Here is a 20,477-nt window from a genome sequence, read left to right as displayed (position 1 = left end):
GTGTTGTCCCAGGATACGCGCCGGGCGTCGATGGGCCGCCTGCCGCCCCGTAGACTGTCGCCCCGTGGCTCCTTCGAATCTTCCCGACGCCGTCCTCTGGGATATGGATGGCACCATCGTCGACACCGAGCAGTACTGGCAGACGGCCCAGCTGAACCTGCTCGCCGACCACGGACTGCCTCCGCTCACCGAGGAGCAGGAGCTCGGCATGGTCGGGTCGAGCATGGCGGACGCATCTGAGTTCTTCGCGCGCCTGGGTGTCGACCTCGCGCCTGGCGAGATCGTCGACCACATGAACTCGACCGTCATGGCGAGCATCCTCGCCGAGCTGGCCTGGCGGCCCGGTGCACTCGAGCTGCTCGGTGCTCTGCACGCGGCGGGAGTCCCGAACGCACTCGTCACGAATTCGACGCGCGTCCTCGCCGACGCCGTCGTGTCGACCCTCGACACCCCTCTGTTCGCGATCGTCATCGCAGGGGATGAGGTCGAGAACGGCAAGCCGCACCCGGAGCCGTACCTGCGCGCCGCAGCGCAGCTCGGGGTGGCGCCCGGGCGGTGCGTGGCCGTCGAGGACTCCCGCCGCGGTCTCGAAGCCGCGCGTGCCGCAGGATGCGCGACCATCGGCATCCCGCACGGGCAGACACTCGAAGCACATCACGCGCACCTCGTCACGGCGACCCTCGAGGGCATCACGCCAGAGGCGCTCGGCGAGCTCATCGAGCAGGTCGCTCGCGAGACGACGCAGCGCGAGAACGCACACACGGCAGCAGACGCCGCCCCCGCAGAAAGCGAAGCACAGCTATGACCGAGACCGACATCGGCGGACCCTTCCGCGCGGGCGACCGCGTGCAGCTGACCGGCCCCAAGGGGCGTGTCAGCACGCTCTACCTCGAGCCAGGCAAGCGGTACTTCATGCACAAGGGCATGATCGACCACGACACCATCATCGGCGTCGATGAGGGCTCCGTGATCTCCGCGACGGACGGCGGCCAGTACCTGGCGCTGCGTCCGCTGCTCGAGGACATCGTCATGTCGATGCCGCGTGGGGCAGCGATCATCTACCCGAAGGATGCAGCCGCGATCCTGGCGAAGGCGGACATCCGGCCCGGCGCTCGCGTCATCGAGGCCGGGGTCGGGTCCGGGGCGCTGTCGCTCTGGATCCTCCGCATGCTCGGCGGCACCGGATCGCTCACCTCGTTCGAGCGCCGCGAGGAATTCGCCCAGGTGGCCGAGGGCAACGTCGTGAGCGTGATGGGGGAGAAGCCTGAGAACTGGAACCTCGTGCTCGGCGACCTCGCCGAAGCGCTTCCAGAACAGCACGCTGACGGGACCGCCGACCGCGCCGTGCTCGACATGCTCGCGCCCTGGGAGTGCCTCGACGTCGTCGCCGACGCGCTCAAGCCGGGTGGGGTGCTGCTCTGCTACGTCGCGACCGTGACGCAGCTGTCGCGCGTGGCCGAGGCGATCCGTGCGACGGGTCTGTTCACCGACCCAAGCGCCGACGAGACGATGGTGCGAGGCTGGCACGTCGAAGGCCTCGCGGTGCGTCCAGACCACCGGATGATCGCGCACACCGGCTTTCTGCTGACCGCCCGCCGCCTCGCGGACGGCGCGATCCTCCCCAACCTCAAGCGACGGGCCTCCAAGTCCGACTTCAGCGATGAGGATGTGGAGATCTGGACGCCGGGCTCGCTCGGCGACCGTCAGGTGAGCGACAAAGTCCTCCGCAAGCGCGCTCGGCTGGCCCAGCGCGGCGCGGCGATCACCGCCGAGAAGGGGCGCGATCAGGCCCCCGACGTGGCAGGGGCAACGGATGCTCCCGCCACCAGCACGGAGACCGAGGGAGAGAGCGAATGATGCGCACACGTACCCGACTCGCGGGGGCCGCCCTGACAGCTGCTGCCGTCGCCGTCGCACTGACCGGCTGCGTGACGTGGCCTGAGAGCGAGCTCGACGCGGACGCCTGCGAGCTGCCGGGCGTCGACGGCGCCGCTTCGGCGAGCGTGTCGGCCGACGGCGCCTTCGGCGAGCTGAGCGGAGCGGCGCTCGCACACCCGCTCTCCGTGACGTCGCTCGAGACGACCCGCGATGGAACGGGAACCGGCGACCCCGTGACCTCATCGGGCGTGGTGCGAGCCAACTTCGAGCTGCTGGACGGTGCGGACGGAGAGGTGCTGGTTCCCTACAGCCCGACCGTCGCGAGCGAGACCGGCAGCGCAGCGCCCACGAGCGTCGCGACGATCGCGAACACCTTCCCGGGTCTGGCCGAGGCCATCGAGTGCTCGCAGACGGGCGAGCGCGTCGTCGCCGTCATGCCCGCGAGCGTCCTCTTCGGCGAAGCCGCCACATCGGTCGGTGTCGACCCGGCCATGACGATCGTCGCCATCGCCGACGTGCTCGATGTCTACCCATCGAGTGCTGGCGGCCGGATCGCGGCCCCCGCTGACGGCATCCCGGCAGTCGTCACCGCACCCAACGGCACCCCGGGCGTCACGATGCCAGCGCAGGACCCGCCAGCCGCACCCAAACGGCACGTCCGCATCGAGGGCTATGGCTCCCCGGTCGCCGAAGGACAGCTCGTCACGATGCAGCTCTCTGCGTTCGACTGGACGACCGGGGAGCAGGTCGCATCGACCTGGACCCCAGGCAACAACGTCCTGCAGCTCACGACTGCGGCCACCGATGGCCTCTTCGGGCTGAGCGAGGAGATCGTCGGCACCCCCGTCGGCTCGCAGCTCGTCGTGGTCCTCCCACCCGAGCGGCTCGCCTCCCAGCCTGGCCCGCTGAACGCCTCGGCCACGCAGGGGCGCACCCTCGTCTTCGTGATCGACATCCTGGCCGCCGAATAGGCGTCCGCTCCACCTCCAGAAGCACCTCCCACCCCACGCAAGGCGGATTCATGCAACGACGACTCCCCGCGATCGCCGCGGCCGTCCTCCTCTCCCTCGGACTCGCCTCGTGCGCCGGCAGCTCGACGCCCGTAGCGAGCGGCGACGCGCTCAACGGTGTCGAGGTCACCGGCGAGTACGGTGCCGCTCCCGCCGTGACGATCGGCCAGGTCTCCGGGCTCGGCGAGGAGATGGAGCGCCGCGTCGAGGTCGAGGGCGACGGCGAGGAGATGACGCTCGATTCGACCGTCACCGCCAACCTCACGGTCTACGACGTCGGCACGCAGGCGGAGCAGAGCCCCTACGGGCCCCTCGGCCAGGTGCTCGACCTCAGCGATGAGGGCATCCCCGGCTATCTCAGCGGCCTGTTCGACGGCGTGACCTCGGGCTCGCGCGTCGTCGCGCTCATCCCGTCTGCGCTGCTCCTGGAGGGCACTGCAAACGCGGGCGCGACGGACACGCCCCCGGCACTCGTCGTCGCCGATGTGATCGAGGTCCCGGAGACGCGTGCGACTGGCGCTGAGCAGGCACCCACGCAGGAGCTCGTCACCGTGACCGACGCGGCTGAGGGGGCACCGCAGATCACGATCGCGGAGGGCGCAACGGCACCAGACGAGCTCGTCCTCGACACGCGCAAGCTCGGCACCGGAGCCGTCGTCGCCGAAGGCAGCTCCGTCGTCGTGCAGTACACGGGTGTCCTCTTCGCAAACGGGGAGAAGTTCGACAGCTCCTGGGACCGCGGGCAGCCAGCCCAGTTCTCGACCACGGGAGTCGTCGACGGCTTCGCGCAGGCGCTCGTCGGCCAGACCGTCGGCTCGCAGGTCATCGCCGTCATCCCACCGGCGCTCGGCTACGGCGACCAGGCAAGCGAGACGATTCCCGCTGGCTCGACGCTGGTCTTCGTCGTCGACATCCTCGGCACGATCTAAAGTCGAGGCGTGACGCACGAGCGAACAGACCGAGCGAAGGCCCCCGCGGCTGCGGAGCGCCAGTTCTCGCTCATCCTCGCGCTCCTGACCACGGAGCGCGGGCTGACGAAGAGCGACGTCTTCCAGACCGTCCACGGCTACGCAGACGACAGCCGCGACAGCACGTCACCCACGGCTGCGGCGGCGCGCGAGAAGCGATTCGAGCGCGACAAGGCAGAGCTGCGTGACCTGGGGGTGCCTCTCGAGGTCATCGATGACCCATCGGCGGCCGGCAACAACCAGCTGGTCCGCTACCGCGTGCCGCGAGGTGGCTTCGCGATGCCCGCCGGACTCGAGTTCGACGCCGACGAGACCTCCCTGCTCAGCCTCGCGGCGCAGGTGTGGCGCGAGGGGTCCGTCTCGCAGGAGTCGAGGCGGGGCCTCATGAAGCTCAAGGCGCTCGGTGCCCAGACGCACGAGGACCTCATCGGAGTGGCGCCGCGCCTGCGCGCCCGGGACGCCGCCTTCGAACCGCTCTCCGCAGCCATCGAGCAGGGACGGACCGTCTCCTTCTCCTACTCGAAGCCCGGCGACGACGGGGCCGGCGTCCGCCGCGTCGAGCCGCTCGCGCTCGTCTTCGCCGACGGCAACTGGCTCCTCGTCTCCTACGACCTGGACCGCGCATCCGAGCGCATGTTCCTGCTGTCCCGCATCGTGTCCGCACCGCGACAGATCGGGAGCGCCGACGTGTCGCGGTACCCGGGGGTGACCGCGGAGCAGCACGCGGCGAGAGCCCTCGAGAAGCTGGCGGAGCTCGCCGGCAGACAGCGCGCGAGGCTCGAGGTGCGCGAAGGGTCCGACGCCGAGGTCCGCCTGCGTGGTGACACGCGAGCGACGTCAGGGCCCTGGCTCGAGGTCGAGCTCGGCTACACCGACGTCAGCCTGCTCGCAGACCGCATTGCGTCCTTCGGCCCAGAAGTCAGGGTCATCTCACCGCCAGAGCTCAGACGCCTCGTCGCCTCGAGGCTGGCCTGGGTCGTGTCGGCCCACGCCGGAGTGCCCTCGTGAGCCCGTTCGTCTCGGCTGACCGCCTCGCGCTCCTCGTCTCGCTGGTCCCGTACCTCCGCCAACAGGACGAACCTGTGCCCGTCGAGACAGCCGCCACCCACTTCGGCGTCAAGCCCAAGCAGGTGCGCGACGCCGTGAGGCTCATCGCCGTCTCGGGGACCCCGGGAGATGCCGGCGTCTACAGCCACCTCGACCTCTTCGACATCAACTGGGACGCGTTCGAGCTGCAGGACCTCATCGAGGTGACCCACTTCGTCGCGCTCGAGGAGGCACCGCGCATGTCGAACCGCGAAGCCGCCGCGGTCATCGCGGGGCTCGGCTACCTCAGAAGCCTGCCGCGCCTCGTGGATGAGTCCCGCATCGACACGCTGCTCGGCAAGCTCGGGCCAAGCGGGGCGGCGCCCCACTTCGCCTTCGGGACGACGGGGGAGCATCCGGCAGCCAGGGATGCCGTGGCCGCAGCAATCGCGACGAACAGACGGCTCCGCTTCCGGTACCGCAGAGAGGATGGCGTCGAGAGCGTGCGTCACGTGGACGCGTTCACGCTCGAGACGCTCGGCGGCGACCTCTTCCTGCACGGCTGGTGCCTGGAGCGCGACGCTGAGCGGGTCTTCCGGCTCGACCGCATGCGGGACGCTGTGGTCACCGACGTCCCCGTGCCGTCGCGTCCAGAGGCAAAGCGGGGAAGGCCGATCTTCACGCCGAGCGACGACCACGTGGTCGTGAGGCTCGAGGTCGGCGCCGCCGTGCTGCCGCTCGTGCGCGACTACCTCCCGCCGGGCGAGCCGGTTCCGCAGACGGATGCGCGAGGTCGGGCCGTCGTCGACGTGCGCATCGCATCCATGCAGCATCTGGCACGCCTCGTCGCCGGGAACGCGGGCGAGATGCGCGTGCTCTCACCCGACTCCGCGCGAGCCGCCGTGCTGCAGTGGGCCACCGACGCGCTCCGCGATCATCACGAAGACTAAATCTGGACGCGAGTCCAGGGCTGCGGCCTGGCGATTCACCTCAGAGCAGGTATCGTTGGAGTCACTATGCCGTGGTGGAGTTGGGTTCTCATCTGGGTGGGCCTCGTGCTCGTCCTGCTCGCAGTGCTCGGCGCGCTCGGCTACTGGCTCTTCAGGAAGGTCGTCCTCCTGCAGGGCGAGCTGGAGAAGTTCGAGGTTCTCCTCGAGGCGTTCGAGAAGCGTGCGCAAACGCTCGTCTCGTTCACGCCGCCACGGAGCAACGCGATCGTGCGCGGTCTCCGCGATGTCCAGGTCGAGCGGGGTGCGCTGAGAGAAGCGCTCGACGAAACCAAAGAACAGCGCCGCGAGCAGCGCCTTCAGCACGGCCGCGACCTGACGACGGCAGACCCGTCTCAATTTGAACACCTTGTGAAAGGCAACTAACATCATGCCGAATCTGACTGGCCCACACCTCATCATCATCCTGGTGATCGTCCTGCTGCTCTTCGGTGCTCCGAAGCTTCCCGGCCTCGCGAAGAGCATCGGGCAGTCGATGCGCATCTTCCGCGGCGAGGTCAAGAACATGAAGAAGGACGACGAGGTCGACGTCCCGCCGGCCGCCGACGTCTACTCGCAGCCCGCCGCCTCGAGTGCGCCGGCAGCACCGCAGGCACCAGCGGCCCCCCAGGCCCCAGCGACCCCTCCCGCGCAGAACTCGGCCCCGGCCGCGCCTGCCTCCGAGGCACCCGCCGCGCCCAGCACGGACGCCAGGGGCAACACGGGCACCTCCAACTGACGTGACCGTTCAACCCGAGGGAGCTCCGCTGTCGGTCGAGCCGGCCAAGTCGAAAGCGAAGAAGAGCCGGAAGCGCGACCCTGACGGGCGTATGCGACTCGCGGAGCACCTCATCGAGTTCCGCAACCGCCTCATCATCGCGGCCATCGGCATCGTTCTGGGAATGGTGGGCGGCTTCCTGCTCACCGACTGGGTGTTCAACCTCATGGCCGCACCCATCCACGACATCGCCGAGACACGGGGCCGCACCGCCGACCTGAACTTCCAGAGCGTGACGGGGGCGTTCGATCTGCGTCTCCAGATCTCGCTCGGCCTCGGTGTCATCCTGTCGTCGCCGGTCTGGCTGTACCAGATCTGGATGTTCATCGTGCCCGGCCTCAAGAAGAACGAGCGCTGGTACGCGATCGGCTTCGTCGGCACCGCCATTCCGCTCTTCCTCGCCGGTGTCTGGGTGGCCTGGATGCTCATGCCCCGCATCGTCGAGGTCATGGTCAGCTTCGCACCGGAAGACAGCTCCAGCCTCATCAGCGCTGGTGACTACTACAAGCTGATCATGACCCTCTGCATCGCCGTCGGCATCGCGTTCGTGCTTCCCGTCGTCTTGGTCATGCTGAACTTCGCGGGCATCATCACGGGTTCGGCGATCCTCAAAGGATGGCGGACAGCTGTCCTTCTCGTCGCCCTGTTCGCGGCCATGGCGACCCCGTCGGCCGACGTCCTCTCCATGTTCTTCCTCATGGCTCCGATGCTGGGTCTCTACTTCCTCGCCGTCGGCATCGCGATGATCAATGATCGCCGCCGCGCCCGCAAGCACAAGAGGTTCGAGGCCGACCTCGCGGCAGCCGAAGCGTCCGCTGCATGACCCAGAGCCCGTCAGAGCGCTTCGCCGCAAGCAGGGCGCGCGCCAAGCTGCAGCAGTTCGAGCTGTTCAGGCGCGAGCTGAGCTTCGACCTCGACGAGTTCCAGATCGCGTCCTGCGCGAGCGTCGAGGCGGGCCGGAGCGTGCTCGTGGCAGCCCCGACCGGTGCAGGCAAGACGGTTGTCGCCGAGTTCGGCGTGTTCCTCGCGATGCGACAGCCGAACGCGAAGATCTTCTACACGGCACCCATCAAGGCGCTGAGCAACCAGAAGTTCAGCGAGTTCGTCCGCCGGTACGGCGAGAGCGAAGTGGGACTGCTGACGGGCGACGTCAACATCAATCCGCGGGCCCGCATCGTCGTCATGACGACCGAGGTGCTCCGCAACATGCTCTACGCGGGCAGCGACCTGCTCGACGACCTCGCCTACGTCATCATGGACGAGGTCCACTACCTCGCGGATCGCTTCCGCGGGGCCGTCTGGGAAGAGGTCATCATCCACCTCCCCAGCGAGGTGCGTCTCATCTCGCTGTCGGCGACGGTCTCGAACGCCGAGGAGTTCGGTGACTGGCTGCAGACCGTCCGGGGTGACACCGACGTCATCGTCTCCGAGGAGCGGCCGACCCCGCTATTCCAGCACGTGCTCGTCGGCCATCGCCTCTACGACCTCTTCGAGACCCGCGATGGCGACATCGCGGACCGCGTGAACCCCGATCTGGTGAGGGCGACTCAGGGCGGCGGTGGTCGACGCGAGGACGGCCGCGACCGTGACCGCGTCGGGAGGCGCGGGCGGGGGAGCAGCTGGAAGGAGCAGCGCTTCCAGGCGCCGCGCGCCGACCGTGCCGGTCTGACGAAGATGCTCGACGACGCGGACATGCTGCCCGCGATCAACTTCATCTTCAGCCGCAAGGGCTGCGACCAAGCCGTGTCACAGGTGCTCCGCGCCGGCGTCTCGCTGACGACCAGGGAGGAGCGCGACGAGATCAGGTGGATCGTCGAGGACCGCTGCCGCAACCTGCTCGACGAGGACCTCGGAGTGCTCGGCTACTACGAGTGGACGGAAGGTCTCGAGCGGGGCATCGCCGCGCACCACGCCGGCCTCCTGCCGGCCTTCAAGGAAGTCGTCGAAGAGCTCTTCCAGCGGAAGCTCGTGAAGCTCGTCTTCGCCACCGAGACGCTCGCCCTCGGCATCAACATGCCCGCCCGGACGGTGGTCCTCGAGAAGCTCGAGAAGTTCAACGGCGAGTCGCGCGTGCCGATCACGCCAGGCGAGTACACCCAGCTCACGGGCCGGGCTGGGCGTCGAGGCATCGACGTGGAGGGGCACGCAGTGGTGCAGTGGGTCGGGGGGATGCACCCGCAGGCGATCGCCTCGCTGGCCTCCCGTCGTTCGTACCCCATGAACTCAAGCTTCAAGCCGACCTACAACATGGCGGTCAACCTCATCGACCGCTTCGGTCGCGCTCGCACGCGCTCGGTGCTCGAGTCGTCGTTCGCGCAGTTCCAGGCTGATCGTGCCGTCGTCGACCTGGCTAAGCGCGTTCGACAGCAGGAGGAGGCGCTCGCCGGCTACGAGGACGGCATGAAGTGCCACCTCGGCGACTTCTTCGAGTACTCGCGCATCCGGCGAGAGCTGAACGATCTCGAGCGGAAGCGCATCCCGCACGATGAGGCGCACCAGCATGCGGCTCGCGAGCGGCGGCAGGCGAAGCTCAACCAGCTGCAGACCGCGCTCAAGCGCCACCCCTGCCATGTCTGCCCCGACCGGGAGCAGCACGCGCGCTGGGGCGAACGGTACTGGAAGCTGAAGCACGAGAACGACAAGTTCACCCGGCAGATCGAGTCCCGCACGGGGGCCGTCGCGCAGGTCTTCGACCGGATCACGGAGCTGCTGCTCGAGCTCGGATACCTGGCCCCCGCAGATGGCGGCGACAGGGACCTGGCGGTCACGGCGCACGGGCGCACGCTCGCGCGCATCTATGGCGAGCGCGACCTGCTCATCGCCGAGTGCCTGCGTCGGCAGGTCTGGAACGAGCTGAACCCGCAGCAGCTCGCCGCGATGGCTGCCGTGCTCGTCTACGAGCCGCGTCGAGAAGAGGAGAGCCTCGAGGAGTACCAGCTGCCGCGCGGCGCCTTCCGCGGGGCGATGCAGACGACTGAGAAGCACTGGCAGGGGTTGGATGAGCTGGCCGAGCGCTTCCGGGTGCCGCGTTCGTCCAGACTCGCGACGAACCTCGCGCCAGCCATCTTCCACTGGGCGCACGGTGCTGAGCTCGAGCGTGTGCTCGACGAGTCGAATCTCGCGGCCGGCGACTTCGTGCGCTGGTGCAAGCAGGTGCTCGACGTCCTCGACCAGATCGAGAAGGTCGCCGAGGGCACGTTCGCGACCACCGCGCGCCAGGCCGCGAACAGCGTGCGCCGCGGGATCGTCGCGTACTCGGGGGTTGGGTGAGGTCCTTCTGGCTCTCGCTGCTCGCCGCCGTCGCCGGCGGACTGCTGCTGAGGGCCGCGTTCCCCGGACCCGCGCTGTGGCCCCTCGCCTTCGTCGGCACAGCCCTCGTGCTCTGCTCGCTCATGCACCGCTCCGCCGGCGGCGCGTTCCTCGTGGGCCTCGCGTCGGGGCTCTCGTACTACTTCCCGCTCATCGCCTGGGCGTCTCTGTTCCTCGGCCCGGTGCCGTGGAGTGCCCTCAGCATCCTCTCGTCGCTGTTCTGGGCCGGGGGAGCGGTGCTCGTCGCGCTCGCCTACCGGCGCGTCACGGCCCGCTGGGAGTCGGGCGCCAAGCGCCTGGTCCTCGTCCCAGCGGCCGTGGCTGGCCTCTGGACGCTGCGTGAGGCCGTCTACTCTGCGTGGCCGTACGGCGGCTTCGCGTGGGGTCGCGTCGCCCAGTCACAGTCGGCGAGCCCGTTCGCGGAGCTCGTCTCCTGGCTGGGCCTCTCAGGCATGGGCTTCGTCATGGTCTTCCTCGTGGCGCTCGTCCTGGAGCTCGGCCGCTCGCGCGCCCGCCCGCTCAGCTGGGCGACCGCGGCCGCCGCCATCCTGGTCGTCACCGCCGTACCCCTCTTCCCCACGAGCACGATCGGCTCCGCCCGGATCGCGGCAGTGCAGGGCGACACCCCCGAGGCCGCCTACTTCGTCGAGGGGGACCCTGGCGACGTGTTCCTCGGCCACGTCGACGCGACGCGCACCATCCCTGACGACGCCGACGTCGACGTGATCCTCTGGCCAGAGGGCTCCATCGACCTCAACCCGGAAGCCTCACCCGGAGTCCGCAGGACGCTCGATCAGCTCAGCGTGGCGTACGGGGCCCCCATCGTCGCCAACACCGTGACGGTCGAGCCGGGGGAGACCCAGGCCGAGGACCGCTTCTTCAACTCGCAGTTCGTGTGGGACGCGGAGGGCGGCTGGGGCGACCAGTACGACAAGAAGCACCCCATCCCGTTCGGCGAGTACGTCCCGGACCGGGACTTCTGGTATTCGCTCGCTCCCGACCTCATCGGCATGATCGGCCGCGGATACTCGCCGGGGGAGCGCGACAGCATCCTCGAGATCGGCGATATCAAGGCGGGCACCTACATCTGCTATGACATCGTCGACGACGTGCTGATCAGGGACGCCGTCCTGGGCGGCGCGACGGTGCTCTTCGCGCCGAGCAACAATGCCGACTTCGGGAAGACCGACGAGCCGGCGCAGCAACTCGCGTTCGCCCGCCTCAGGTCGATGGAGACGGGACGCTCGCTGGTGCAGGCATCGACGGTGGGGATGAGCGCCATCTACTCACCGGAGGGGCGCACGCTCGCGGAGCTGCCCTGGTACGAGCCCGGCGTGATGGTCGTCGATGTCCCGCTCGCCGATGGCATGACGCCCGCTGTCCTCTTCGGGCGCGGCATCGAGATCACCCTCGGGGTGCTCGGGCTCGGCCTCCTCGTCGGCGCGGGCAGCTCGAAGGCGCAGCGGATGCGCGACTCCGCGACCCGGATCCCGCTCCGGTAGTGCGCGCAGAGCGTCTGCGCCCGGCTCCACCACGGTCCGAGACCACGAAAGGGACGAAGCCTCAGGCTTCGTCCCTTTCGACGTTCACGGTCGCTCGTTGAGCGACCTCCGGGGGTCAGACGTCTTTCGCGCCCTTGGTTCCGCGCCGTGAGCGCAGGAACGCGAGTCGCTCCTGGAGGACCTCTTCGAGCTCCTCCCGGGTGCGACGCTCGAGGAGCATGTCCCAGTGAGTGCGCTGGTGCTTCTGCTCCGGCGCCTCGTAGGCGACCTGTTCGCCACCTTCATCCAGCAGACGACCCTCGTTGCCGCTCTTCGGCGATGCCCAGACCTCGGGCACCTCCGCTTCGGCGGCAAAGGTGACGGCGAAGCGCTCACCCAGTGTCGTCTCGTACGTTCGCACCTGGCGGTCGACCAGGACAACGCCCTCGTCACTCTGCAGGCTCTGTGCGCCGAGCCGCATTCCGCGCAGACTTCGATCAGCCATGCTGACCTCCTCTCCTCGTCAGTGCGGTTCTACTACTACCGGTCAAACGTGCGATTGTGCCGAGGTATTCCCGCGCGTTCCAGCTTTTCCTCGAAAACTCATAGATTTGAGTGACGTCGCACGACCTCGGCGGCCAGATCGGCGCGGTCCGTGACAAGACCGTCCACGCCGCGCTCGAGGAGCTCGCGCATCCTGACGGGGTCGTTGATCGTCCAGACGTGCACCTCTGGCACGTGCCGGTGGAACGCACGCAGCCTGGCGGGGGAGAGCAGGTCGAGACCTGCGGCACGCTCCGGTATCTGCACCGCGGACGCGCCCCGGAGTGCCCGGTGGAGCAGTCGGCCGGAACGCACGGACATGGCGATGAGCGCCGCCGCGATGCCCGGGCTCGCCACGCCACGAGCCGCTTCGGGCAGCAGGACGGCCGTGCGCCGCAGCCGAAGGGCGGAGAAGGAGGTGATGAGCACTCTGGACGACGCGTCTGCTCGCCGGACGGCGTCGGCCACGGCCTCGGCCGCGTCCGCCGACTTCACGTCGACGTTGAACCGCGCGGCAGGGAACTCCTCGAGGGCCTCCTCGAGCAACAGCAGCCTGGCACCCGGCGTCGGCCCCGCCGACGTGAGCCCGGCCAGCACGGATGCGGGGGAGCCAGCGACCGGCCGGTCGCTGCCGTCGAAGCCCTCGAGCGTCTCGTCGTGCCACAGCACGGCACGGCCGTCTGCGGATGCCCGTGCGTCCGTCTCGATGTGGGTCGCCCCGACGTCGAGTGCGGCGCGGAACGCCTCCATCGTGTTCTCCGCCGCCTGCAGGGCGAGGCCGCGGTGGGCGAGGATGCGCGGACCGACGCCGTTCAGGTACGGGTGCTGCATGCGTCCAACGCTAGTGCGCGGGGGCGACGCCGCGCCCAATAGACTCGGTGGCATGGCTGAACAGATTCTCAACCCGCTGGCCGCCGGTTCCCTTGAGGGCAAGCGCGCGCTTGTCACGGGGTCCTCGCGCGGTATCGGCGCGGACACCGTCAAGTTCCTCGCGCAGGCTGGCGCCAAGGTCGTCGTGAACTACCGCAACAAGGAGGCCCGCGCCGTCAAGCTGGTCGACGCGATCACCGCCGACGGCGGCACGGCGATCGCCGTGGGGGCCGATCTCACCGATGAGGCGAGCCGCCGTGAGCTCTTCACGAGCATCGAGCGCGCCTACGGGGGCCTCGACGTGCTCGTCCTCAACGCATCCGGCGGCATGGAGTCCGGCCTCGGCGAGGACTACGCCTTGAAGCTCAACCGCGACGCGCAGGTCGAGACGCTCAAGGGCGCCCTCGAGCTCATGGAGGACGGCGGGCGCGTCGTGTTCGTCACGAGCCACCAGGCGCATTTCATCCGGACGACGCCGACGATGCCGGAATACGAGGCGGTCGCCAGTTCCAAGCGAGCGGGAGAGGACGCCCTGCTGGCGCTCGTGCCAGAGCTCGCCGAGCGCGGCGTCGAGTTCGTCGTCGTGTCCGGGGACATGATCGAGGGGACGATCACGGCGACGTTGCTCGACCGTCTCAACCCGGGTGCGATCGCCGCTCGCCGTGAGGAGGCTGGCAAGCTCTACAACGTGCAGGAGTTCGCGGCCGAGGTCACCAAGGCGGTGGTCGAGCCGGTTCCGACCAACAACCTTCGGCTCATTGGCGACACGTCCGGGTTCGTCACGGAGTAGCGACCCTGCCGCCGTCCCGCACGGCTGCCGGACCCGAGGCTGAGATGCCCGGACCTCACGGTCCGGGCATTCTTCTGTCTGCGACGCGCCTAGTCGGTCGCGAACGGGCGGGGGAGAGCAGGCCAGGGGAGCTCAGGAGCGCTTGAGGGAGTTCGTCGCGAGCTTGCGGCCCGGACCGTCTTCGAAGAGCTCCTGGAGCTGCAGCAGGTGCTCGCGCCAACCGTCGCGGTACTTCGCGACGTGGATCTCCGCGTAGTCCCCCCGGGGGAATCCCTGCTCGAGGACGCGCACCTTGCTCTTCTTGTCTTTCTGCTGCACGACGACGAGGACGACGTCCGTCTCGAAGTCGCCAGATTTCGTCTTCCAGGTGAAGTGCAGCTCCTCGGGAGCATCGATCTTGGTGATCGTTCCGGAGGTGATACGGGGCTTCTTCTTGCCTGGACGCAGGGAGCGTGCGGTGATCTTCGCTCCGCGCTTGATCTTGAATTCGGATTCGGGCCACCAGAGCTCACGGAGGTCCTCGTCGACGAGTGCCTGCCAGATGAGCTCAGCGGGTGCCTTGATCCGCACGCTGATGTCGATGCTGGGGGTGAACACCGCGCGTGGGGCTTCGGTCGCTACTTGCGGCTTTGGCCCACGAGCTGCCACGGGATGAACAGCGCCAGCGAGTTCAGGAGGATGCCGGCCAGGAACACCAGGAGGCGAAGCGTGTCGCCGTCGACCTGGAACGCCAGTCCGTAGCACCAGATGCCGGCGCCGAAGATGATGATGCAACCGATGGCAATCAGAACGCTCACGAGTGTCGGCTCCCAGGATCTCTCAGTGACACAAACAACGACGAGGTGGCGCGAGCCACGAGGTCAGCCACGGCAAAGTGCTCACCGCGTCCTTACAGCCTACTGGATGCGAGGCGTCCTGCTCGCGCACGACGAGCCGAGTCCACATCATCCGATAATGCACATTATGACATTACGAGCGCTCGGCCTGGCTCCCCGACCGCATCGTCGGGCCGATGGCGCTGATGGCGCCGACTCGCCGCACTGATCGCATCGGACCCAGATGATCGGGTGCGCGTCCGATCGCTCAGCCAGGATCATCTCTGAAGGAGGAACCGTGATCTCGATTCTCAACCGCATCGTCGAGCACGTCGAGGCGCACCTCGGCGACCAGATCGACGTTGCCGAACTCGCCACCTCGCTCGGCACCACCGAGTACCACGCACGGCGGATGTTCTCCTCGCTGGCAGGCATGCCCCTCAGCGAGTACATCAGACGACGGCGCATGACCGCCGCGGCCGGCGACGTGCTCGGCGGCGACGAGCTGCTGGAGATCGCGACTCGCTTCGGCTACGGATCGACGGAGGCATTCGGTCGAGCGTTCCGCGCCGTGCACGGCTCCACCCCGGGCGAGGTTCGACGCTCCGGCGGACCTCTCCGCTCGCAACCGCACCTCAGGTTCCGCCTGACCGTAGAAGGGAACTCCCCCATGGACACTCGCATCATCGAACGACCCGCCTTCCAGCTGATCGGGCACGCAGCCCGCGTTCCGCTCATCCACACCGGCGCGAATCCGCACATCCAGGCGCACATCGCGGCTCTCCCTCCAGCGGAGCACGCGAGACTCAAGGCGCTGAGCTCCAGCGAACCGACCGGATTGCTCCAGGTGAGCGCGGACGTCGACCCCGACTCCACAGAGGGCACTCCCCTGACCTATCTCCACGGCGTCGCGATGGAGCACGACGTCGTGGGACCGGAGGACCTCGACGTCATCAGGGTGGCGGCGGGAACCTGGGCTGTCTTCACGGCATCTGGTGACTACCCGGCTGCGCTCCAGCAGCTGTGGGCCGCGACGGCGACCGACTGGTTCCCGTCCAACGCGTGGCGACTGCGCCAGGGCCCGTCGATCGTCGCGATCATCGACCGCTCCCCTGACTTCAGCAGCGCGACCTGCGAGCTCTGGCTGCCCGTGGAACGGAGCTGAACGGCAGTGATCCATCGCTGACATCGCATCCGCCTAGGTTTATATCTTTATGATCTACGTGCTTGCAGCTCCTTACCGGGCCTTACGCTCTGTGACGAGGGCGTGCGGCGATGCGCACAAGCGACGTGATGCTTGGGTGCATCATGAGCGATCTCCCCACGCCGCCAGCGTCCACCGCCCCGAAGCGGCTGTCCTTCCTCGCCTTCGTCGAGCACACAGGGGTCACGTCGAATCGCTCGCTGGGGCTCCAGGAGGGGCTCGAGCTGTTCGAGTACGCGGAGGACCTCGGCTACGACACGGGATACGTGCGTCACCGCCACCTCGAGACCTACCTGTCCTCACCGTTCACGTTCCTGGCCGCCGCCTCTCAGCGAGTGAAGCGAATCCGCCTGGGAACGAGTGTCACTCCCCTGCGGTTCGAGCAGCCCGTTCGCCTCGCCGAGGACGCGGCGACGCTCGACCTCCTCGCCGAGGGCCGGCTCGAGCTGGGCCTCAGCTCCGGGTACGCGGCGACCGAGTCGACCTTCGCGCAGGCCTTCGGCAGCATCGAGGGCGACGACGTGCGCGCGCTGGTGGATGCGCGACTCACCGCATTCCTGAGCGCCGTGGAGGGACGCCCCGTGGCGACCGCAGAGACGGACCTCCCTTTCGCCGAAGCGGGCAGCGAGCTCACCGTCCAGCCGAACAGCCCGGGGCTCCGGGAACGCGTCGCGTACGGCGCGGGCGGCGGTTCGAGTGCGCTCAGGACCGGCCAGCGGGAGCTGCGCCTGCAGCTCTCGACCCTCAACACGGAGATCGGCGAGCTCGGCTTCGAGGACGCGCAGGCTGCGTTCATCGGCGCCTATCGCGATGAGCACGCGCGGGTGGCGTCGGCGCCCTCGTTCGCCTCGGTGAGCCGCGCCATCGCGCCCTACGACACACCCGCCGAGCGCGCGGAGCTGGAGTGGCTGCTCGAGCGAGACGCCGAGCGCGCCACGAACGTCGGCGGCGGCCTCCTCCCGTTCCAGTTCGGGCGGGTGGCCCACGGCGCCGGGGAGCAGGTCGCCGCAGCCCTCGCGGACGACGCGGGCATCCACGCGGCCGACGAGCTGGTCATCGCCCTCCCCTTCGACTACCCCGCCGAGACCCAGCGGCGCATCCTCCGGCAGTTCGCCGAGGACGCGGCACCCCACCTGCCGTACCTCAACCGCTGACGGACGCGCTGACGCATGCCCGGACGCATGCCCGGACGCATGCGCGGACGCATGCGCGGACGCCTTGCGGCGCGCACCGCCGAGCCACGATGGCCCGGGCGCTGCGCTTGCCGATAGCCTGGGCGAGTCCCCCATCAGACGAGGAGCGCCGTGTTCGCCAACGCCCTGCTGATCGCCGTCGCGATCCTCGCCGCCATCCTCGTGGGGCTCGTGTCACGCCGCGTACTCGGTGTCCCGATCGGGTACATCCGCGCGATCATCGTCGGTGCCCTCGTCGTCGTCGCCTCGATCCCCTTCGGCAACTGGATCATCAGGGAGACCGGCGTCGACCAGCTCGAGGACGGCGAGACCAACTTCACGGTCGTCGTGGTCGTGGTCCTCCTCGCCGTCTCGTGGATCTTCGCCCTCGGCGTTCTCGTCCTCGTCGCCCTCGAGGCGACGATCCCCACCCGCGCGTTCCCGAACCCGATCGAGCTCGTCCGCTCCGCCATCCGGCGTCGCAGCCGCACGAAGCGCTACCTGCAGATCCTCACGATCGCGTCGCGCGACGGGGCGGGCTGGCTGCTGCACGGGCGCCGGACCTCGACCGCAGAGGGGCGAACAACCGCCCAGCAGCGAGCGGATGCCCTCATCACGACCATCAACCACGCCGGTGTCACGTTCGTGAAGCTCGGGCAGGTCCTCTCGACGAGACGTGACCTCGTGCCGGAACCCTATCTCTCCGCACTCGCACGGCTGCAGTCCAACGCGACGACGGTGCCGTGGCCCGAGATCGAGCGGGTGCTGAAGAGCGAGCTCGGGGTGCCGCTCGACACGATCTTCCGGGAGATCGACTCCACTCCTCTGGCGGCCGCCTCGGTCGCGCAGGTGCACCGCGCCCGCCTCGTCGACGGCTCGCCCGTCGTCGTCAAGGTGCAGCGACCGGATGCGCGAGCGCAGGTCGAGGCCGACGTGGACATCATCGGGCGCCTCGCGGACCGCGCCGAGACGCACACCGCGCTCGGCAAGGAGATGCGGCTCTCGGCGATGGCCGCCGGCTTCACGACGACGCTGGAAGAGGAGCTCGACTATCGGGTCGAGGCCCGGAACGTGCACATGATCGAGAGCACGATGCGCGACATCCACGCGGGTTCCCCTGAGCTCAAGGAGATCGCCATCCCGGCCGTGTACTCGGCGGCGAGCGCGCGCAGGGTCCTGACGATGGACGTCATGGACGGGAGCCCGCTGAGCTCCGCAGCCGACCGCCTGGAGGCGCTGGGCCCAGAGGCCCGCCACGACCTCGCGCAGACGCTCATGGAGACGGTCATCGAGCAGATCCTCGTCTACGGCGTCTTCCACGCCGACCTGCACCCCGGCAATGTGTTCATCCGCGACGACGGCACGCTCGGCCTCATCGACTTCGGCGCGATCGGCATCGTGCAGCGAAGCCAGCGCGAGCACCTGGCCGCGTTCCTGCTCTCGGCGGCGAGCGACGACGACGTCTCGGCCGCCGACGCGCTGCTCCTCATCGTCGACGCTCCCGAGGACCTCGACGTGGAGGCCTTCCGGCACGACATCGGCATCGCACTCACCTCGGTGCAGCACTGGCCTCGCGGGGAGGGCTCGATCTTCACGATGATGCTCGACGTCATCCGCAAGCACCACCTCGCGCTCCCCTCGACGCTCGCCTCCGCGTTCCGCAGCTTCGCGACGCTCGAGGGGTGCCTTCGCGTCATCGAACCGGACTTCGACTTCGTGCAGCGTGCGCTCCCCTTCGTGCCGAAGCTGCTGAAGCAGCTTCTCGCACTCAAGCGGGTCGTCGGCACCGCGCAGGCGAAGGCGGCCATCGCCGCCGCCTACGCTGCCCGCATGCCGAACCGCATCGACACGATCGTCTCGAAGCTCGAAGACGGCGAGCTGAGCGTGCGGGTCAGCCCGTTCTCCGACCGGCAGGACCGCAGCTGGCTCGGGGGTCTCGTCAGCCGAGGCATCGACACGGCAGTGGCCCTGACCGCCGTGATCCTCGCGATCGTGCTGGTCGTCGCGGGCGGCGGTCCAGCGCTCGCCCCCGGCCTGCAGCTGTTCAACCTGCTCGGGGCGGTGATCGGCCTGCTCGGGTTCTTCGGCATCCTGCGCGCCATGCTGCGCTCCATCGTCGGATCCAGGGGGCAGTCGCTGACGGATTAGGGGGCAGTGCCCTCGGCCAGCTCGTCGAGTTCCTCCGCCTGCCGACGGGCGACCCGCTTGCGGACGACGAAGCGCCACATGAGGCCCAGGCCGAGGAACCACAACGGCAGCACGATCAGGCCGGCGCGGGTGTCCTCGCCCATGGCGAGCGCGACGAGGATGAAGGCGAAGAACGCCAGGATCACCCACGGCATGAACCGTCCGCCCGGCATCTTGAACGTCGAGGCCTCGTGGAGATCAGGGCGCTTCTTCCTGAACATGAGGTAGCTGACGAGGATGAACGTCCACGTCGCGATGAAGTTGAGGGAGCTCACGGAGGTCACGACCGTGAACGCCGCCATGACGTTGTCACCGAGGGCGAGCACGGGCAGCGCCGCGAAGAGGAACGCGGTCGTGAAGAACACGCCCTGCGTCGGCACGCCACGCGAGTTCAGGAGGCCGAACCGCCTCGTCGCCTGCCCGTCCGCCGCGAGACCGTAGAGCATCCGCGTCGACGAGTAGAAGCCGGAATTGGCGCTCGATGCCGCCGAGGTGAGCACCACCAGGTTGACGACGATGGCCGCCGCCGGGAACCCGATGAGCTCGAACATCGAGGTGAACGGGCTCACTCCCGGCTGGATCTGGTCCCAGGGGGTCACCGACATGATGATGACGAGCGCGCCGACATAGAAGACGAGGATGCGCACGACGACCGAGTTGATCGCCTTCGGCAGGTTCTTCTCCGGGTCCTCTGCCTCCGCGGAGGCCGTGCCGACGAGCTCGATGCCGACAAATGCGAACACGCCCATCTGGAAGCCCAGGATGAACCCGCTGATGCCGAACGGGAACATGCCGCCGTGGTCCCACAGGTGCGAGACCGAGGCCGTGACGCCGTCGGCGCTCGTGAAGCCGGTGACGAGCAGGAAGATGCCGACGCCGATGAGGGCGAGGATCGCCACGACCTTGATGATCGCGAACCAGAACTCCGTCTCGCCGAAGGCCTTGACCGGCTGCAGGTTGAGGAGGAGCAGGCCGATGGCCGTGGCGATCGCCGGCGCCCAGGCGGGGATGTCCGCGTTGAAGAACGCCACGTACCCGGTGATGGCCACGATGTCGGCGATAACCGTGATGACCCACGCCAGCCAGTACGTCCATGCGACCACGTAGCCAGCCCAGGGGCCGATGAGGTCGGCCGCGACGTCCCCGAACGTCTTGTACCCGAGGTTCGAGAGCAGCAGCTCCCCGAGCGCCCGCATGACGAAGAACAGCGCGAAGCCGACGATGGCGTACACGAAGATGATGGACGGGCCCGCGAGGCTGATCGTCGTGCCGGATCCCAGGAACAGGCCCGTCCCGATCGCGCCGCCGATGGCGAGCAGCTGCAGGTGGCGCGCCTTCAGGCCACGACGGAGTCCGCCGTGCCCGGTGGCCCCACCGTGCGGGTCTTGCGTCGCGGTCTGCACTGCCTTGCTGGTCACCGGAATCCCCTCGATACTGCTCGATGCCGAACCCGGGAATTC

20 protein-coding genes are annotated in these 20,477 nt (G+C 68.7%); 15 read left to right on the top strand and 5 right to left on the bottom strand.

The window, feature by feature from the left end; all coding sequences use genetic code 11:
• The first annotated feature begins 64 nt into the window (after positions 1 to 64).
• The 11 genes from C5C17_RS08225 to lnt all read left to right on the top strand — a co-directional run bounded on the left by C5C17_RS08225 (position 65) and on the right by lnt (position 11,457).
• Positions 65 to 805 carry an HAD family phosphatase gene (locus tag C5C17_RS08225; protein WP_181028524.1) on the top strand — a complete coding sequence of 247 codons (741 nt, stop codon included), beginning with the start codon at positions 65 to 67 and terminating at the stop codon, positions 803 to 805.
• The gene (locus C5C17_RS08220; RefSeq protein WP_104252877.1) at positions 802 to 1,857 is read left to right on the top strand and encodes a tRNA (adenine-N1)-methyltransferase; all 1,056 of its coding nucleotides are present in this window, start codon (positions 802 to 804) and stop codon (positions 1,855 to 1,857) included. The genes C5C17_RS08225 and C5C17_RS08220 overlap by 4 nt, the downstream gene beginning before the upstream one ends.
• Positions 1,854 to 2,849: a hypothetical protein gene (locus tag C5C17_RS08215; protein WP_104252876.1), complete on the top strand. Its 996-nt coding sequence runs from the start codon at positions 1,854 to 1,856 to the stop codon at positions 2,847 to 2,849. The genes C5C17_RS08220 and C5C17_RS08215 overlap by 4 nt, the downstream gene beginning before the upstream one ends.
• Before the next feature lie 50 nt (positions 2,850 to 2,899).
• Positions 2,900 to 3,817 carry an FKBP-type peptidyl-prolyl cis-trans isomerase gene (locus C5C17_RS08210; RefSeq protein ID WP_104252875.1) on the top strand — a complete coding sequence of 306 codons (918 nt, stop codon included), beginning with the start codon at positions 2,900 to 2,902 and terminating at the stop codon, positions 3,815 to 3,817.
• A gap of 9 nt (positions 3,818 to 3,826) precedes the next feature.
• Positions 3,827 to 4,864, top strand: a complete 1,038-nt coding sequence (locus C5C17_RS08205) for a YafY family protein (protein ID WP_104252874.1) — start codon at positions 3,827 to 3,829, stop codon at positions 4,862 to 4,864.
• On the top strand, positions 4,861 to 5,832 hold the full coding sequence (locus C5C17_RS08200; RefSeq protein WP_104252873.1) for a YafY family protein: 972 nt from the start codon (positions 4,861 to 4,863) through the stop codon (positions 5,830 to 5,832). The genes C5C17_RS08205 and C5C17_RS08200 overlap by 4 nt, the downstream gene beginning before the upstream one ends.
• Before the next feature lie 66 nt (positions 5,833 to 5,898).
• On the top strand, positions 5,899 to 6,255 hold the full coding sequence (locus tag C5C17_RS08195) for a hypothetical protein (protein ID WP_104252872.1): 357 nt from the start codon (positions 5,899 to 5,901) through the stop codon (positions 6,253 to 6,255).
• A gap of 4 nt (positions 6,256 to 6,259) precedes the next feature.
• Complete coding sequence (gene tatA / locus C5C17_RS08190) at positions 6,260 to 6,607, top strand: Sec-independent protein translocase subunit TatA (protein WP_374953903.1); 348 nt, start codon at positions 6,260 to 6,262, stop codon at positions 6,605 to 6,607.
• Between the two features lies 1 nt (position 6,608).
• Entirely contained in the window at positions 6,609 to 7,469 is an 861-nt protein-coding gene (tatC, locus tag C5C17_RS08185; protein ID WP_258066073.1) for a twin-arginine translocase subunit TatC, read from the top strand.
• A complete protein-coding gene (locus C5C17_RS08180; RefSeq protein ID WP_104252869.1) occupies positions 7,466 to 9,916 on the top strand; it encodes an RNA helicase in 2,451 nt (816 codons plus the stop codon). The genes tatC and C5C17_RS08180 overlap by 4 nt, the downstream gene beginning before the upstream one ends.
• On the top strand, positions 9,913 to 11,457 hold the full coding sequence (gene lnt, locus C5C17_RS08175) for an apolipoprotein N-acyltransferase (RefSeq protein WP_104252868.1): 1,545 nt from the start codon (positions 9,913 to 9,915) through the stop codon (positions 11,455 to 11,457). Before C5C17_RS08180 ends, lnt begins: the two co-directional genes overlap by 4 nt.
• Before the next feature lie 115 nt (positions 11,458 to 11,572).
• On the opposite strand, the gene C5C17_RS08170 is transcribed toward lnt, so the two are convergent.
• On the bottom strand, positions 11,573 to 11,941 hold the full coding sequence (locus tag C5C17_RS08170) for an RNA polymerase-binding protein RbpA (RefSeq protein WP_104252867.1): 369 nt from the start codon (positions 11,939 to 11,941) through the stop codon (positions 11,573 to 11,575).
• A gap of 98 nt (positions 11,942 to 12,039) precedes the next feature.
• The gene (locus tag C5C17_RS08165) at positions 12,040 to 12,810 is read right to left on the bottom strand and encodes a glycerophosphodiester phosphodiesterase family protein (protein WP_104252866.1); all 771 of its coding nucleotides are present in this window, start codon (positions 12,808 to 12,810) and stop codon (positions 12,040 to 12,042) included.
• A 52-nt stretch (positions 12,811 to 12,862) separates the two neighbouring features.
• Here C5C17_RS08165 and C5C17_RS08160 point away from each other — a divergent pair, with 52 nt between their 5' ends.
• Positions 12,863 to 13,639 carry an SDR family oxidoreductase gene (locus tag C5C17_RS08160; RefSeq protein WP_258066072.1) on the top strand — a complete coding sequence of 259 codons (777 nt, stop codon included), beginning with the start codon at positions 12,863 to 12,865 and terminating at the stop codon, positions 13,637 to 13,639.
• A 132-nt stretch (positions 13,640 to 13,771) separates the two neighbouring features.
• Here the strand turns inward: C5C17_RS08160 and C5C17_RS08155 are convergent, their stop codons facing one another.
• Both C5C17_RS08155 and C5C17_RS18585 read right to left on the bottom strand, forming a co-directional pair.
• Positions 13,772 to 14,236 (bottom strand): SRPBCC domain-containing protein, encoded by a 465-nt coding sequence (locus tag C5C17_RS08155; RefSeq protein WP_181028523.1) that lies wholly within the window; start codon positions 14,234 to 14,236, stop codon positions 13,772 to 13,774.
• Between the two features lie 20 nt (positions 14,237 to 14,256).
• The gene (locus C5C17_RS18585) at positions 14,257 to 14,436 is read right to left on the bottom strand and encodes a hypothetical protein (protein ID WP_068479684.1); all 180 of its coding nucleotides are present in this window, start codon (positions 14,434 to 14,436) and stop codon (positions 14,257 to 14,259) included.
• A 316-nt stretch (positions 14,437 to 14,752) separates the two neighbouring features.
• Between C5C17_RS18585 and C5C17_RS08150 the strand changes: the two genes are divergently transcribed.
• From C5C17_RS08150 to C5C17_RS08140, 3 genes are all read left to right on the top strand, one after another.
• Entirely contained in the window at positions 14,753 to 15,619 is an 867-nt protein-coding gene (locus C5C17_RS08150) for an AraC family transcriptional regulator (protein WP_104252864.1), read from the top strand.
• Positions 15,620 to 15,762: 143 nt separating this feature from the next.
• Positions 15,763 to 16,812: an LLM class flavin-dependent oxidoreductase gene (locus C5C17_RS08145; RefSeq protein WP_181028522.1), complete on the top strand. Its 1,050-nt coding sequence runs from the start codon at positions 15,763 to 15,765 to the stop codon at positions 16,810 to 16,812.
• Between the two features lie 150 nt (positions 16,813 to 16,962).
• Positions 16,963 to 18,978, top strand: coding sequence for an AarF/ABC1/UbiB kinase family protein (locus C5C17_RS08140; protein ID WP_104252862.1), 2,016 nt, complete (start codon positions 16,963 to 16,965; stop codon positions 18,976 to 18,978).
• Here the strand turns inward: C5C17_RS08140 and C5C17_RS08135 are convergent.
• Entirely contained in the window at positions 18,975 to 20,435 is a 1,461-nt protein-coding gene (locus C5C17_RS08135; protein WP_258066071.1) for an amino acid permease, read from the bottom strand. The two genes, C5C17_RS08140 and C5C17_RS08135, sit on opposite strands and share 4 nt — an antisense overlap.
• Positions 20,436 to 20,477 lie beyond the last annotated feature (42 nt).

Source organism: Pseudoclavibacter sp. RFBA6, assembly GCF_002931575.1.
Lineage (GTDB): Bacteria > Actinomycetota > Actinomycetes > Actinomycetales > Microbacteriaceae > Pseudoclavibacter > Pseudoclavibacter terrae.
Note: the sequence above shows the minus strand (reverse complement) of the source record. Positions and strands in the feature narration are given on the sequence as shown.